Origin of the sequence: Tepidiphilus sp. J10 (assembly GCF_006980785.1) — a bacterium.
Lineage (GTDB): Bacteria > Pseudomonadota > Gammaproteobacteria > Burkholderiales > Rhodocyclaceae > Tepidiphilus > Tepidiphilus olei.
In genome coordinates this window covers 325-13559 of record NZ_SBHP01000006.1, presented here as the reverse complement: position 1 = coordinate 13559, position 13235 = coordinate 325, and the positions used below count along the sequence as shown (strand labels likewise).

Below are 13235 nucleotides of genomic sequence, written 5' to 3'. Positions count from 1 at the left end.
TTGTTTCCCGCTGGACGATCGAACGGATGACTCAGCCTGCCTCGCGCCCGCCGCGCACGTTCAGCCCGCTCGCGAACGCCCTGCGCGCGCTCGCCATGGATGCGGTGCAACTGGCGAAATCCGGCCATCCCGGCGCCCCCATGGGCATGGCCGAGATGGCCACGGTGCTGTGGCGCAAGCACCTCAAACACAACCCCGCCAACCCCCAGTGGTGCGACCGCGACCGTTTCGTTCTCTCGAACGGGCACGCCTCCATGCTGCTCTACGCACTGCTGCATCTCACCGGGTACGACCTCTCGCTCGACGATCTCAAGCGCTTCCGGCAGCTGCACAGCAAAACACCGGGACACCCCGAATACGGCGAGACGCCCGGCGTAGAAACCACCACCGGTCCGCTCGGGCAAGGTCTGGCCAACGCCGTGGGAATGGCGCTCGCGGAAAAACTCCTTGCACGCGAGTTCAATCGCCCCGGGCACACACTCGTCGATCACCACACCTACGTCTTCGTCGGCGACGGCTGCCTCATGGAAGGCGTCTCGCACGAAGCCTGCTCTCTTGCCGGCACATGGAAACTCGGCAAGCTCATCGTCCTCTACGATTCGAACGGAATCTCGATCGACGGCCAGGTGCAAGGCTGGTTCACCGAAGATACCGCCGCGCGCTTTCGCGCCTACGGCTGGCAGGTGATCGAGGCGATCGACGGGCACGACATGCGCGCGATCGATGCGGCCATCACGCTCGCCAAAGCCGAGACCGAGCGCCCCAGCCTCATCATTTGTCGCACCGTGATCGGCGCCGGAGCCCCGCACAAACAAGGCACGAGCGAGGTGCACGGCGCTCCCTTGGGCGAAGCCGAAATCACTGCCGCACGCGAGGCGATCGGCTGGCCCTACGGCCCCTTCGAGATCCCCGAAGAGATCTACGCCCAATGGGATGCGCGCACAGCCGGTCGCGAACGCGAAGCCGCCTGGCTGGAACGCTTCGAATCCTATCGCCGGGCCTATCCGGAACTCGCCGACGAGTTCGAGCGTCGCGTCGCCGGGCTTTTGCCCTTGCGCTGGCCGGATCTGGCCGACGAGGTGATCCGCGCCACCGTCACCCGGCGCGAGAACATCGCCACGCGCAAGGCAAGCCAGAACGCCATCGCTGCCTATGCCAAGATCCTCCCCGAGATCCTGGGTGGCTCGGCCGACCTCACCGGCTCGAACCTCACCGACTGGCCTGGCGCCCGTCCCGTCACACCCGAGGGAGAAGGCAATTATCTCCACTACGGCGTGCGCGAATTCGGCATGGTGGCGATTGCCAACGGCATCGCCCTGCATCGCGGCCACATTCCCTTCACCGGCACCTTCCTCGTCTTCTCCGACTACGCGAGAAACGCCATTCGCATGGCCGCGCTCATGCGCCAGCGGCAGATCTTCGTGCTCACGCACGATTCCATCGGCCTGGGCGAGGATGGCCCCACGCATCAGCCCATCGAACACGCCGCCTCGCTGCGCCTCATCCCCAATCTCGACGTCTGGCGTCCGGCCGACAGCGTCGAGACTGCGGTGGCCTGGCGCCTGGCGCTCGAGCGTACCGACGGGCCCTCGGCCCTGCTGCTGTCGCGCCAGAACCTCCCCTTCATCGAACGCTCGCCGCAGCAGATCGAAGCGATCGGGCGTGGCGGTTACGTGCTGCGAGAGGCCGAGCGTACCCCCGACCTCATCCTGATCGCCACCGGCTCGGAAGTGTCCCTCGCGCTCGACGCGCGCGGGGCGCTGGCGCAGTCCGGCATCGCCGCAACCGTCGTCTCCATGCCCTGCACACGGCGCTTCGACCAGCAGCCGATCGAATACCGTAACGCGGTGCTGCCGCCGGACGTGCCCAAACTCGCCATCGAAGCCGGTTCGGGCGAAGGCTGGTGGCGTTACGTCGGTGGTCACGGCGACGTGCTCGGCATCGACCGCTTCGGGGCCTCCGCTCCTGCGCCGCGCCTGTTCGAGTTCTTCGGTTTCACGGTCGATCACGTCGTCGCCCGGGCGAAACTGCTGCTGTCGCGCTGATCCCGTCTTTCATCCTTCAAGGAGCGACCCATGAGCAAAATCCGCATCGCGATCAACGGCTACGGCCGCATCGGCCGCTGTACCCTGCGCGCCCTCTACGAGCTCGGCCGGCGCGACGAATTCGAAGTGGTGGCGATCAACGCCTCGGGCGACCTACCCACCAACGCGCACCTCACCAAATACGACACCACCCACGGCCGTTTCCCCTTCCCCGTGGCCACCGAAGGGGACAAGACGCTCATCGTCGACGGCGACCGCATCCCCTTCTATTCGACCAAGAACCCCCTCGAGACTCCGTGGGGCGAACACGGCGTCGATGTGCTGCTGGAATGCACCGGCGCCTACACCACCAAGGAAAAGGCCCGGATCCATCTGCAACAAGGGGCGAAAAAAGTCCTCATCTCCGCGCCCGGTGGCGACGACGTCGACGCCACCATCGTCTATGGCGTGAACCACGGCATCCTGCGCCCCGAGATGCAAGTCGTCTCGAACGCCTCCTGCACCACCAACTGCCTCGCACCGGTGGCCAAGGTGCTCCATGAACACATCGGCATCGAACGGGGCCTGATGACCACGGCACACGCCTACACGCTCGACCAACAGCTCATCGACGCACGCCACAAGGATCTGCGCCGGGCCCGCGCCGCGGCGATGAACATCATCCCCACCAAGACGGGGGCCGCCAAGGCCGTCGGGCTGGTGCTACCGGCACTCGCGGGTAAATTCGACGGCTTCGCCCTGCGCGTGCCCACCCTCAACGTCTCGCTCGTCGATCTCACCTTCACCGCGAGCCGCCCCACGAGCAAGGACGAGATCAATGAACTCATGCGCCAGGCCGCCGCGGGTCCGCTCCAGGGCATCCTCGCGGTGAACGACGACCCGCTCGTATCCTGCGACTTCAACCACGACAGCCATTCCGCCATTTTCGACGCGACGCAAACCCGCCTCATCGAGGGCACGCTCGTCAAAGTGCTCGCCTGGTACGACAACGAATGGGGCTATTCCTGCCGCATGCTCGACGCCGCCAAGGCGCTCGCCACCTGCGCCTGAGGAGCCGACCATGCGCGTCAAGACCCTCAAGGACGTGGAACTGCGCGGCAAGCGCGTCTTCATCCGTGCCGACCTCAACGTGCCTCAAGACGAGACCGGGCGCATCGTCGACGATACCCGCATCCGCGCCTCCGTCCCGACGATCGAATACTGCCTGCAGCAAGGCGCCGCGGTCATGGTCACCTCCCATCTCGGCCGCCCCAAGGAAGGTGCCTGCACCCCCGAAGACTCGCTCGCGCCCATCGCCGAGCGACTCTCCGAGCTCCTCGGTCGGCCGGTACCGCTCGTCGAGCACTGGGTCGATGGCGGATTCACCGTCCAGCCGGGTGAAGTGGTGCTGCTCGAGAACGTACGCTGTAACGTCGGCGAGAAGAAGAACGACGAGGCACTCGCGCGCAAATATGCCGCCCTGTGCGACGTCTATGTAAACGACGCCTTCGGCACCGCACACCGGGCAGAAGCCAGTACCGTGGGCATCGCCCACTTCGCCCCCGTCGCCTGCGCCGGGCTCCTCATGGCCGCCGAGATCGAGGCGCTCTCGCGCGCGCTCGAACATCCCAAGCGTCCGCTCGTGGCCATCGTCGGCGGTGCCAAGGTCTCGACCAAGCTCACCATCCTCAAGTCGCTCGCCGAGAAAGTCGACCAGCTCATCGTCGGCGGCGGCATCGCCAACACCTTCCTCCTCGCCACGGGCAAGCGCATCGGCAAATCGCTCGCCGAGCCGGAACTTGTGGTGGAAGCGCAGGCGATCATGGACATGATGGCCGCGCGCGGCTCCGAAGTCCCCTTGCCCGTCGACGTCGTCGTCGCCGACGAAGTCTCGGCGTTTGCCCGTGCCAACCGCGTCCCAGTCGATGAAGTCGGCCCGAACGACCGCATCCTCGACGTCGGTCCCAAGACCGCCTCGCGCTATTGCGACATCGTCGCGCACGCCGGCACCGTCGTGTGGAACGGACCACTGGGCGTGTTCGAATACGACCAGTTCGCTGGCGGCACCAAGATGCTCGCCTCCGCCATCGCGCACTCGGAAGCCTATTCACTCGCCGGCGGCGGCGATACCATCGCTGCCATCAAAAAGTTCGGCGTGGAAAAGGACATCGATTACATCTCCACCGGCGGCGGAGCCTTCCTCGAATTCCTCGAAGGCAAGAAACTGCCCGCCATCGCCGCGCTCGAAGCGCGCTACGACGGTTGAGCCCTGATTCCGTCCAGGCCGGGAACCTCCTCTCGGCCCGGACGGTCGACGCCGCACCGGTCTTTTCCCGCCTCTTCGACCCAAAAACGATGCCCACGCCCGACGAGATCGACGCCCTGCTGCCGCAAACGCAGTGCCGCCGCTGCGGCTATCCTGCTTGTCGCCCCTATGCCGAGGCGCTCGCGCGCGGTGAGAGCACGCCGAATCGTTGTCCTCCGGGCGGGGAAGTGCTCATCGGCAGGCTGGCGAGCCTGCTCGGCGTACCCGCCACCCCCCTCGATCCCGAAGTCGGCCCACCGCAAGCGCCCCAGGTCGCCCGCATCGTCGAAGCGGATTGCATCGGCTGCACGCTGTGTCTCCAAGCCTGCCCGGTGGACGCCATCCTCGGCGCACCCAAGCGCATGCACACGGTGATCGAGGACGAATGCACCGGCTGCGGCCTGTGCCTACCTCCCTGCCCCGTCGACTGCATCGTCCTGCTGCCCGCACCCGCCTTCCCCGAGGCGAGCGCCTCGCGCATGCGTTTCCTGCGTCGCCAGGCCCGGCTCGAACTCGGCGAAGATCCCCGCAAGCGCATCCGACGTCCGCGCGACGAAGATCAGCTCAAACGCACGCTCGTGGCGGCCGCCCTCGCACGTGCCCGAAGCGGAAAAACGCATGGCTCGAGCACCTGAAAAAGCGGCCGACGGAACGCAGGCACGGCGCCGCCAGCGCAAACGCCTCGGTGCCGGGGAAGCGGCCGCGGCCGACCCCGCCCCGCCCATGACGCCGCAGGAGATCGAAGCCTTCTTCGAGCGACTCGCCGCGCTCGATCCCCATCCCACGACCGAGCTCGAATACGCCACCCCTTTCCAGTTGCTCGCCGCGGTCGTCCTCTCGGCGCAGGCCACCGACAAGAGCGTCAACGAGGCCACGCGCACCCTCTTCGCCGTCGCACCGGATGCGCGCGCCATGGTGGCGCTGGGTGAAGCAGGCATCGCCCAGCACATCCGCCGCATCGGCCTCTACCGCAGCAAGGCGAAGCACCTCTACGAACTCTCGCGCCGGCTGCTGGAGACTACGGGCGGCGAGATCCCGGACGACCGGGCCTTCCTCGAATCCTTGCCCGGCGTGGGGCGCAAGACCGCCAACGTGGTGCTCAACACCCTTTTCGGGCACCCTGTGATCGCCGTCGACACCCACATCTTTCGCGTCGCCAACCGCACCGGCCTCGCCCCGGGAAAGACCGTCCGGGCCGTGGAAGAAGCGCTCACGGCGCGCATCCCGCCGCGCTTTCGGCGGCATGCGCACCACTGGCTCATCCTGCTCGGTCGCTATACGTGCACCGCCCGGGCACCGCGCTGCGACACCTGCCCGGTTCATGATCTCTGTCATTGGCCGCACAAGCCCCCCGGCACTAGGGAGACGCTGAAGCAATGAGCGAGCGGGATGAAGCGCAAGGCGCACGGAGCGCAGCGACTGAGACATATCGAGTAGATAGGCGAGGGAGCGAGCACCGCGCAACGCAGCGATTCGCCCGCGCAGCCAATGATTCAGCGTTTCCCCAGGAGACAAACGATGTTCACGCCCAACCGTGAAGAGGTACGGCGATTCTTTGTCCAAGCCTATCGCAAATGGCGGGACAAGCAGCCGCTCGAACCGATCGAGGCGATGGCCGCCGACGTGATCGCGCTGCACCCGGAGTATTTTCCTCTGCTGGAAGACGAGGCGGCGCTCGCGCGCGATTACACGCCGGAAGACGGCGGCCTCAACCCCTTCCTGCACCTGTCGCTGCATCTGGCGATCGCCGAGCAACTCTCGATCGACCAGCCCCCAGGCATCCGCGCCGCCTGGCGGGAGCGGCTCGCCGCACGTGGAGACCTCCACGAAGCCCTACACGACGTGCTCGAGGCCCTGGGCGAAACGCTACACGAAGCCCAGCGTGACCGCATTCCTCCCGACAACGCCCGCTACCTCGAGCGCATCCGCCGTACCCGGCGCTGAAACGCCGAAGGCCGACGGAATGCAGTTCCGTCGGCCTTCGCATACCCGCGCTCAGGGCGCTCTCAGAGCGGGATGCGATAGGCGTCCTGAGCCATGAGATCGACGCCGCAGGGCAAGGTCTCGATCCAGTCGATGAATCGACGTACCATCTCCTTGCCGACGAAACGCTGCCCGTGCTGCGGCACCAACATTTCGATCTCGATCTGGCGCGCCATGTTGGCCCAAAAGCGCAAGATCTTGTTGGAGATCATGTAGCGCTGATGGAAAGCCTGCATCTTGGGAATGTGGCGATCGAAATCCTCCACCGGTTTCGCCGCCTGCTCGTGATCGACCAGCGACACGCCCAAGTCTCCCGAGAAGAGGATCTTGGCGACGGGATCGTAGAACTGGAAATTCCCTTCCGAATGCAAAAAGTGCGCCGGCACGGCGACGATCTCGCTCTTGCCTAGTGGGATGCGCATACCGGGATCGGGAATACCGATGATGCGAGAAGAATAATCCTTGCCCGTGGTGAAGTGGGGTACGAAACGCGTCCACAGCTTGGAGATGAAGACCTTGGCGTGCGTGGTCACCATCCACTTGTTCACCGAAGCGATGATGTCCGGGTCGGCATGCGACGCGAAGATGTAGTCGACGTTCTGCGGGCGACAGTAGCGGCTCATGCCCATCAACAAACCAGTATGGGTCATGTTCCCGCCCGGATCGATCAGCGCCGCGTGACCGTTGTCGATGACGAGGAACTGATTGCACTGCACGGCATGATCCCCCTGCTCATCGACCAGGTCGTAGAACGCCAGACAGATATGCTTTCCGTCATTGTATAGTTCGACCGCCATGATCCCATCCCACGGAACGGATATACGAACATTCTACCAAGAAGCGGGGGACTTCACACCAAGAGGCGTGTATTTTTCTGCGAAGCGAGGAAAACCCCCGGGTTCTCCCCTCTTTTCCGGACATGGTCTCCACCCTTTCATGCCATCCTATCTTCGAGGAGAGCTCCATCATGACCTACGACTGGATTCACCCCATGGCTCAGCTCGCACTCGGTCTCGGCTTGACCGCAGTCGCCCTATGGGCAGTTTTCACGGCCATGAAAAACTTGCAGCGTCGCCGAGGGGTACGCACGGGACTGAGCATCGTCGGGGTGATCGCGGTGGGCACGCGCGAGCGCGTCGTCCTGCTCGAAGCCGAAGGCATACGGCTACTGCTCGGCGTCACCCCCTCCTCCATCACGCTACTACAACGCCTGCCCGAACCGCCCACTCCATTCACCGAGCAGCTCAACGCCGCCATCGACGAACGCCGCACTGCACCCCCCTCCCCTTCCACCAGCGAAGGCGAAGGAGCACGCCGATGAGAGCGAAACGGGCGCACATCGCGCTGTTCGGGTTTGCCGCCCTGCTCCTCCCCTCGCTCGCGGCCGCCCAAGGGTTTCCGCTGGCCACGGCCACCCCGGCCAGCGACGGTGGCACGAGTTACTCCCTCACGGTGCAGACGCTGCTGCTGCTCACCGCCCTCACCTTCATCCCCGCCGCAATCCTGATGATGACGAGCTTCACCCGCATCATCATCGTGCTCTCGTTGCTGCGTATGGCACTCGGCACGCAAACCTCGCCACCGAACCAGGTATTGATTGGCCTGGCGCTCTTCCTCACCTTCTTCATCATGGCGCCGGTGGCCGAACGGATCTACGTCGAAGCCTGGCAACCTCTCCAAGCGAACCAAATCGATTTCACGCAGGCACTGGAGCGCGCCGCGGTTCCGACCAAGCGCTTCATGCTCGCCCAGGTGCGCGACAACGACCTCACCCTCTTTGCCGACCTGGCCAAGACGCCACCGGTCGAACGGGCAGAGGACCTGCCACTGCGCGTCATCATACCGGCCTTCGTCACCTCCGAGCTCAAGACGGCGTTCCAGATCGGCTTCATCGTCTTTCTCCCATTCCTGATCATCGACATGGTGGTCGCCTCCGTGTTGATGTCGATGGGGATGATGATGATGTCGCCGGTGATCGTCGCGCTCCCCTTCAAGCTCCTCGTCTTCGTACTCGTCGACGGATGGACCCTGCTCATCGGTTCGCTCGTCAAAAGCTTCGCACTCGTCTGAGGACCCACCATGACCCCCTTGCTGATGGATTTCGCTCGCGACGCCGTGATCACGGCCCTGCTACTGAGTGCCCCGCCATTCATCGCTGCCCTGGCTACGGGTCTGCTGGTGAGCATCTTCCAGGCCGCCACTCAGATCAACGAAATGACGCTCACTTTCGTCCCCAAGCTCGTGGCCGTGTTCACCACCCTCATCGTGATGGGCCCATGGATGGGTCAGACGATCACCGACTACCTCACACGGCTGCTCTCCTCGCTTCCCTCGCTCATCGGCTAAAGATCCGTGAATCGATCATTGCCGGCAGAGAGCGTAGCAAACGCCCGAAAAGCCACGACGAGATCCATCGAGACGGCAAGCGAGGAACGCACGGCGGGCGAAAAAGCACTCTGTCCGCGCAGCACATCCATTCATGGGCTCTGAAGCAATGTGGACGATCACGGAAGCACAATGGTCGGCATGGATCTCCGCTTACTTCTTCCCGGCGGTGCGCATCCTGTCCCTGCTCGCGGTGGCGCCGGTATTCTCCAATCGAGCGCTACCCACCCGCATTCGCCTGGTACTGGGGCTGGCGATCACGGTGGCCATCGCGCCGGTACTGCCGCCTGCCCCATCCATTCCGCTCGACTCCTGGCTGATCTATCCGATCATCGCCCAAGAACTGCTCATCGGCATCACCTGCGGCTTCGTGTTGCGCTTCATCTTCGCCGCGATCGACCTGGCTGCCGCCATGGTCGGATTCCAGATGGGGTTGTCTTTCGCGGTGTTCTATAGCCCCACCTCCGGCACCCAGACACCGGTGCTGAACGAATTCTTCGCGGTGGTAGCTACCTTGCTCTTCCTTGCTCTCGACGGCCACTTGATGCTGCTGCATGCCATCGTCGTCAGCTTCGACTGGATTCCCCTCGGCGCCGATCTCGCCCTGCAAGAAGGGATGGCAGTGATGCTGCATTATCCGGTGACGCTCTTCGCATTCGCCTTTCTGCTGTCGCTCCCGATCACGGCGGTGGTGCTGCTCACCAACATCGCGCTGGCCATACTCACACGCACCGCCCCCCAGCTCAATCTCTTCGCGATCGGATTCCCCATCACGATAACGATGGGTTTTCTCGCCTTGCTGGCGAGTTTGAGCCCCATGGGAGGGATACTGCAACAGGGATTCGCCGAAGGCATCGAGGCCGTCGGGCAAGTAATCCAGGCATTCGGCGGAAGATGAAAAAGAGGTGGTCGGGGAAAGAGGATTCGAACCTCCGGCCCCTGCGTCCCGAACGCAGTGCTCTACCAGGCTGAGCTATTCCCCGACGTTTTGCGATTCATGCAGAACGATTCACCGCAAAGTCTGATAATTGTAGCAATGATTCCCGGAATTGGGAAGGGGACAAGCACGCCAGTCGCGCCTTGGCCGCCATGGCATAGCGCTCGGCGACGCGGCGCGAGACCTCCAGCGCTCCCGTTTCCGCGATCGCCTCGAGCACGGCGGAAAGATGCTCTCTCCCCCCGTGCTCGATGACTTGCCGCACGAGGTCCGCTTGCACCGTCGTGCCATGATGCAGCACGTGCAGCAGCGGCAGGGTCGGTTTCCCCTCGGCGAGGTCGTCGCCCACGTTCTTGCCCGACACCGCCGGATCGGCCGCATAGTCGAGCACATCATCGATGATTTGAAAAGCACAGCCCAGTTCCCGCCCGAAAGCCGCCATCGCCTCCTCGACCTCGGGCGACGCCCCGGCGAGGATGGCCCCCAGGCGGCCCGCCGCCTCGAAGAGCTTGGCGGTCTTGTATTCGATCACGCGGAAGTAATCCTCGAGCGTGGTGTCGGGATTGCCCTGGTTCATCAACTGCAGCACTTCGCCCTCGGCGATGACGTTGGTCGCCTCGGCGAGCACCGCCATCACCCGCATGCTCTCCACCGAAACCATCATCTGGAACGAACGGGAATAGAGAAAATCCCCCACCAGGACCGCCGCGGCGTTGCCGAAGACGGCATTGGCCGTCTCACGCCCTCGGCGCAGATCGGATTCATCGACCACGTCGTCGTGCAGCAAGGTGGCGGTATGGATGAATTCGACCACGGCAGCGAGGGTGGCATGGTGCGGCCCGTCATAGCCCAAGGCGCGGGCCACCGCCAAGAGCAGCGCCGGGCGCAAGCGCTTACCACCGGCGGCGATGATGTAATCGGCGATGCTGCGCACCAGCGCCACATCCGAATGCAGTTCGCGCCGGATCACCTCGTCGGTGCGCGCCATGTCCGGTTGCAGCGGCGCAAGGATCTCCTTGATCGTCGGCGTTGGCGTCATGTTTCCTCGCTACACGGGCGGTCGTCGCCACGCACGACCTTGCCCGGATTGAACAGGTTCTCTGGATCGATCGCTGCCTTGAGACGGCGCAGCAAAGAAAGCTCTTCCTCGGACTTGTAGCGCGGCAACAACTCGGCCTTGAGGCGTCCGATGCCATGCTCGGCCGAAATCGAACCGCCGAATTCGGCCACGGTGTCGTGCACCAATCCCGACAGCCGCGGTTCGATGAGCGGCCATTGGGCTGGTTCGATCCCGGTGGGGAAGACATTGTAGTGCAGATTGCCGTCGCCGAGATGCCCGAAACAGACGAGCGTCACGGTGGGCCAACGCCGGCGCAGGCGCGCCTCACACTCGGCGATGAACTCTGGAAGCGCCCGGATCGGCAGAGAGACGTCGTGCTTGAAACTGAATCCCTTGAAACGCTGCGCTTCGGAGGCATTCTCACGCAACGCCCACAACGCCCGGCGTTGCGCCTCATTGGCCGCGAGCGCCACATCCTGCACCCAACCCCGCTCGATGGCTGCGGCCAAGGCACGCTCCACCCGCTCCGGCAATTGCGTCCCCCGCCCTACTTCGGCGAATTCGACGAGCACGGACCATGCCGGAGGTTCGCCCGAAAAGGGCACCCTCGCCTGGGGAATGTGTTTCAATACCAACTCGAGCGTCGTGCGGCCCATCAGCTCGAACGCCTCGAGCCCCTCGCCCACCATCTCACGCAGCCAGGAGAAGAGCCTCACCGCCGCGGCCGGATCCGGTACGGCCACCCACGCAGTCACGACTTCGGTGGGCAGAGGAAAGAGCTTGAAGGTCGCCGCGGTGATGACGCCCAAAGTCCCTTCCGAGCCCACGAAGAGGGGTTTCCACGCATAGCCGGTGTTGTCCTTGCGCAAGCCTTGGAGCGAAGAAATCACGCTGCCGTCGGCAAGCACCACCTCTAGGCCCAGCACCAGGTCGCGCGTCGTGCCGTAACGCAGGACGTGTACGCCCCCCGCGTTCGTCGCGCACACTCCACCCACCGTGGCGCTGCCCTCCGAGGCGAGCGACAAGGGAAACAGGCGGTTCGCCGAACGCGCCGCCTCCTGCACCTCCCGTACCGTCACCCCCGCTTCGGCGACCACGGTGAACTCCTGCGGCTCCAGGCTACGGATTCGGCGCAAACGCCCCAAGTGCAGCACGATCGCCGGGGCCTGCTCTTCGAGCGGTGTCGCGCCGCCCACCAACCCCGTGTTTCCGCCCTGGGGAACGATATGCACCCCATACACGCGGCAATGGCGCACCACTGCCGCCACTTCGTCTGTCGTGGCAGGCTGAACCACCGCCAAGGCTCGGCCGCGATATCGCCCACGCCAGTCGAGAAGGAAAGCGGCCATCTCAGACTCGGCGCAACGCACGTGTGCCTCACCCACACAGCGCGCCAGGGAACGAAGCAGATCGGAAGCGCTCATCGCGCGCTCTCCAGCAATTCGGCAATCTGCCACTCTACCCGCTGTACAGCCGCCTCGCCCTCCTCGATCGCATCCGCTGCGCGGTGAAAATCGAGGATCGACAAATCTGCCACTCGAGGCGAAATCAACACCTCGGGCGGGTCCCCCGCCAAACGTGACTGCGCGATACGCATCTGCATGATGTTGACCGAAGTGGCCAGCACCGCAGCGATCGGCGGCAACGATTCCGCTTGGTCCGCCTCGCCCGAGGAAGTCAACCCCACCATGGCGAACAAGCGGTTCTTCCAGCGTTCCACACTACCGTTACCGTTGGGTAAACGGAAATGCCGCCCCATCCGACTCGATCCCAACTCGACGGCGATGACCAGTTCGGCTCCCAGTGCACGACATAAGCTCACGGGCACGGGATTGACGAGCCCACCGTCGACGAACCAACGGCCGTGCAGCTTGGTCGGCGTGAACATTCCAGGAAGCCCAATGGAAGCGCGCACCGCTGGACGCAACGGGCCTTCCCGTAGCCAGACTTCACGCCCGGTCGTCAGTTCCGTGGCCACACAACCAAAAGGGATCGTCAATTCATCGAATCGCGACGCGAAGAAATGCTCTGCGCAATAGTCGATCACCCGGTCGCCTTGAAGCGCACCGCCGCGCAGGGAAACATCCATCAGCGATAGCACATCGACCCAGGAAAGCGATTCTACCCATTGCTGCATGGCATCGAAGCGCCCCGAAGCATAGGCCGCCCCGACGATGGCACCGATCGACGTCCCTGCGATCACGTCGATCTTCACTCCGAGACGACGCAAGGCACGAATCACACCGAAATGAGCCCATCCACGCGCCGCCCCAGAGCCAAGCGCAATACCGATTCGCGACATAGGACGCACCAAAAACAAACGGAAAATGCCAGTTTAGCTCAAGGAAAGGCGCACAAGGGAGACGCTGAAGAAATGAGCGAGCGGGATGAAGCGCAAGGGCGGAAGGTAGCGCAGCGACCGAGACATATCGAGTGGATAGGCGAGGGAGCGAGCACCGCGCAACGCAGCGATTCACCCGCGCAGCCAATTATTCAGCGTTTCCCACGAGGTCGACGCAAAAACCCCCTACCGTTTTGGCA

At 64.2% G+C, this 13235-nt stretch carries 14 protein-coding genes and 1 tRNA gene; 10 read left to right on the top strand and 5 right to left on the bottom strand.

All coding sequences use genetic code 11. The annotated features are described in order from the left end of the window. The first annotated feature begins 26 nt into the window (after positions 1 to 26). The 6 genes from tkt to EPD81_RS08370 all read left to right on the top strand — a co-directional run bounded on the left by tkt (position 27) and on the right by EPD81_RS08370 (position 6273). A complete protein-coding gene (tkt, locus tag EPD81_RS08395; RefSeq protein WP_142804999.1) occupies positions 27 to 2045 on the top strand; it encodes a transketolase in 2019 nt (672 codons plus the stop codon). Between the two features lie 30 nt (positions 2046 to 2075). Further along, positions 2076 to 3095, top strand: a complete 1020-nt coding sequence (gene gap / locus EPD81_RS08390; RefSeq protein ID WP_142804998.1) for a type I glyceraldehyde-3-phosphate dehydrogenase — start codon at positions 2076 to 2078, stop codon at positions 3093 to 3095. A 10-nt stretch (positions 3096 to 3105) separates the two neighbouring features. Further along, the gene (locus EPD81_RS08385; RefSeq protein WP_142804997.1) at positions 3106 to 4290 is read left to right on the top strand and encodes a phosphoglycerate kinase; all 1185 of its coding nucleotides are present in this window, start codon (positions 3106 to 3108) and stop codon (positions 4288 to 4290) included. Next, on the top strand, positions 4287 to 4964 hold the full coding sequence (locus EPD81_RS08380; RefSeq protein ID WP_221929278.1) for an RnfABCDGE type electron transport complex subunit B: 678 nt from the start codon (positions 4287 to 4289) through the stop codon (positions 4962 to 4964). The genes EPD81_RS08385 and EPD81_RS08380 overlap by 4 nt, the downstream gene beginning before the upstream one ends. Positions 4965 to 5052: 88 nt before the next feature. After that, a complete protein-coding gene (gene nth / locus EPD81_RS08375; RefSeq protein ID WP_142805116.1) occupies positions 5053 to 5709 on the top strand; it encodes an endonuclease III in 657 nt (218 codons plus the stop codon). 138 nt (positions 5710 to 5847) lie between these two features. After that, positions 5848 to 6273 carry a DUF1841 family protein gene (locus tag EPD81_RS08370; RefSeq protein ID WP_142804996.1) on the top strand — a complete coding sequence of 142 codons (426 nt, stop codon included), beginning with the start codon at positions 5848 to 5850 and terminating at the stop codon, positions 6271 to 6273. Positions 6274 to 6335: 62 nt separating this feature from the next. Here EPD81_RS08370 and EPD81_RS08365 read toward each other — a convergent pair whose 3' ends face one another. Next, on the bottom strand, positions 6336 to 7109 hold the full coding sequence (locus tag EPD81_RS08365) for an MBL fold metallo-hydrolase (protein WP_142804995.1): 774 nt from the start codon (positions 7107 to 7109) through the stop codon (positions 6336 to 6338). Positions 7110 to 7279: 170 nt separating this feature from the next. Between EPD81_RS08365 and EPD81_RS08360 the strand changes: the two genes are divergently transcribed. The 4 genes from EPD81_RS08360 (at position 7280) to fliR (ending at position 9595) form a co-directional block, all read left to right on the top strand. Then, positions 7280 to 7633, top strand: a complete 354-nt coding sequence (locus EPD81_RS08360) for a flagellar biosynthetic protein FliO (protein WP_185955404.1) — start codon at positions 7280 to 7282, stop codon at positions 7631 to 7633. Then, entirely contained in the window at positions 7630 to 8382 is a 753-nt protein-coding gene (fliP, locus tag EPD81_RS08355; RefSeq protein WP_142804993.1) for a flagellar type III secretion system pore protein FliP, read from the top strand. The genes EPD81_RS08360 and fliP overlap by 4 nt, the downstream gene beginning before the upstream one ends. Before the next feature lie 9 nt (positions 8383 to 8391). Next, entirely contained in the window at positions 8392 to 8658 is a 267-nt protein-coding gene (fliQ, locus tag EPD81_RS08350) for a flagellar biosynthesis protein FliQ (protein WP_142804992.1), read from the top strand. A gap of 133 nt (positions 8659 to 8791) precedes the next feature. Then, positions 8792 to 9595, top strand: coding sequence for a flagellar biosynthetic protein FliR (fliR, locus tag EPD81_RS08345; RefSeq protein WP_142804991.1), 804 nt, complete (start codon positions 8792 to 8794; stop codon positions 9593 to 9595). 8 nt (positions 9596 to 9603) lie between these two features. On the opposite strand, the gene EPD81_RS08340 is transcribed toward fliR, so the two are convergent. From EPD81_RS08340 to rssA, 4 genes are all read right to left on the bottom strand, one after another. Then, positions 9604 to 9680: transfer RNA gene (locus tag EPD81_RS08340), tRNA-Pro, on the bottom strand. A 12-nt stretch (positions 9681 to 9692) separates the two neighbouring features. Further along, positions 9693 to 10673 (bottom strand): octaprenyl diphosphate synthase, encoded by a 981-nt coding sequence (ispB, locus tag EPD81_RS08335; RefSeq protein WP_142804990.1) that lies wholly within the window; start codon positions 10671 to 10673, stop codon positions 9693 to 9695. Beyond that, positions 10670 to 12118: an FAD-binding oxidoreductase gene (locus EPD81_RS08330; protein WP_142804989.1), complete on the bottom strand. Its 1449-nt coding sequence runs from the start codon at positions 12116 to 12118 to the stop codon at positions 10670 to 10672. Before EPD81_RS08330 ends, ispB begins: the two co-directional genes overlap by 4 nt. Further along, a complete protein-coding gene (rssA, locus tag EPD81_RS08325) occupies positions 12115 to 12996 on the bottom strand; it encodes a patatin-like phospholipase RssA (RefSeq protein ID WP_142805115.1) in 882 nt (293 codons plus the stop codon). The genes EPD81_RS08330 and rssA overlap by 4 nt, the downstream gene beginning before the upstream one ends. Between the last annotated feature and the right edge of the window lie 239 nt (positions 12997 to 13235).

Coding starts and splice junctions, on each gene's coding strand:
- EPD81_RS08330 (WP_142804989.1), bottom strand. CDS start 12,118: ATGAGCGCTTCCGATCTGCTTCGTTCCCTGGCGCGCTGTGTGGGTGAG.
- tkt (WP_142804999.1), top strand. CDS start 27: ATGACTCAGCCTGCCTCGCGCCCGCCGCGCACGTTCAGCCCGCTCGCG.
- EPD81_RS08360 (WP_185955404.1), top strand. CDS start 7,280: ATGACCTACGACTGGATTCACCCCATGGCTCAGCTCGCACTCGGTCTC.
- rssA (WP_142805115.1), bottom strand. CDS start 12,996: ATGTCGCGAATCGGTATTGCGCTTGGCTCTGGGGCGGCGCGTGGATGG.
- nth (WP_142805116.1), top strand. CDS start 5,053: ATGACGCCGCAGGAGATCGAAGCCTTCTTCGAGCGACTCGCCGCGCTC.
- fliQ (WP_142804992.1), top strand. CDS start 8,392: ATGACCCCCTTGCTGATGGATTTCGCTCGCGACGCCGTGATCACGGCC.
- EPD81_RS08370 (WP_142804996.1), top strand. CDS start 5,848: ATGTTCACGCCCAACCGTGAAGAGGTACGGCGATTCTTTGTCCAAGCC.
- ispB (WP_142804990.1), bottom strand. CDS start 10,673: ATGACGCCAACGCCGACGATCAAGGAGATCCTTGCGCCGCTGCAACCG.
- EPD81_RS08365 (WP_142804995.1), bottom strand. CDS start 7,109: ATGGCGGTCGAACTATACAATGACGGAAAGCATATCTGTCTGGCGTTC.
- EPD81_RS08385 (WP_142804997.1), top strand. CDS start 3,106: ATGCGCGTCAAGACCCTCAAGGACGTGGAACTGCGCGGCAAGCGCGTC.
- gap (WP_142804998.1), top strand. CDS start 2,076: ATGAGCAAAATCCGCATCGCGATCAACGGCTACGGCCGCATCGGCCGC.
- fliR (WP_142804991.1), top strand. CDS start 8,792: ATGGGCTCTGAAGCAATGTGGACGATCACGGAAGCACAATGGTCGGCA.
- fliP (WP_142804993.1), top strand. CDS start 7,630: ATGAGAGCGAAACGGGCGCACATCGCGCTGTTCGGGTTTGCCGCCCTG.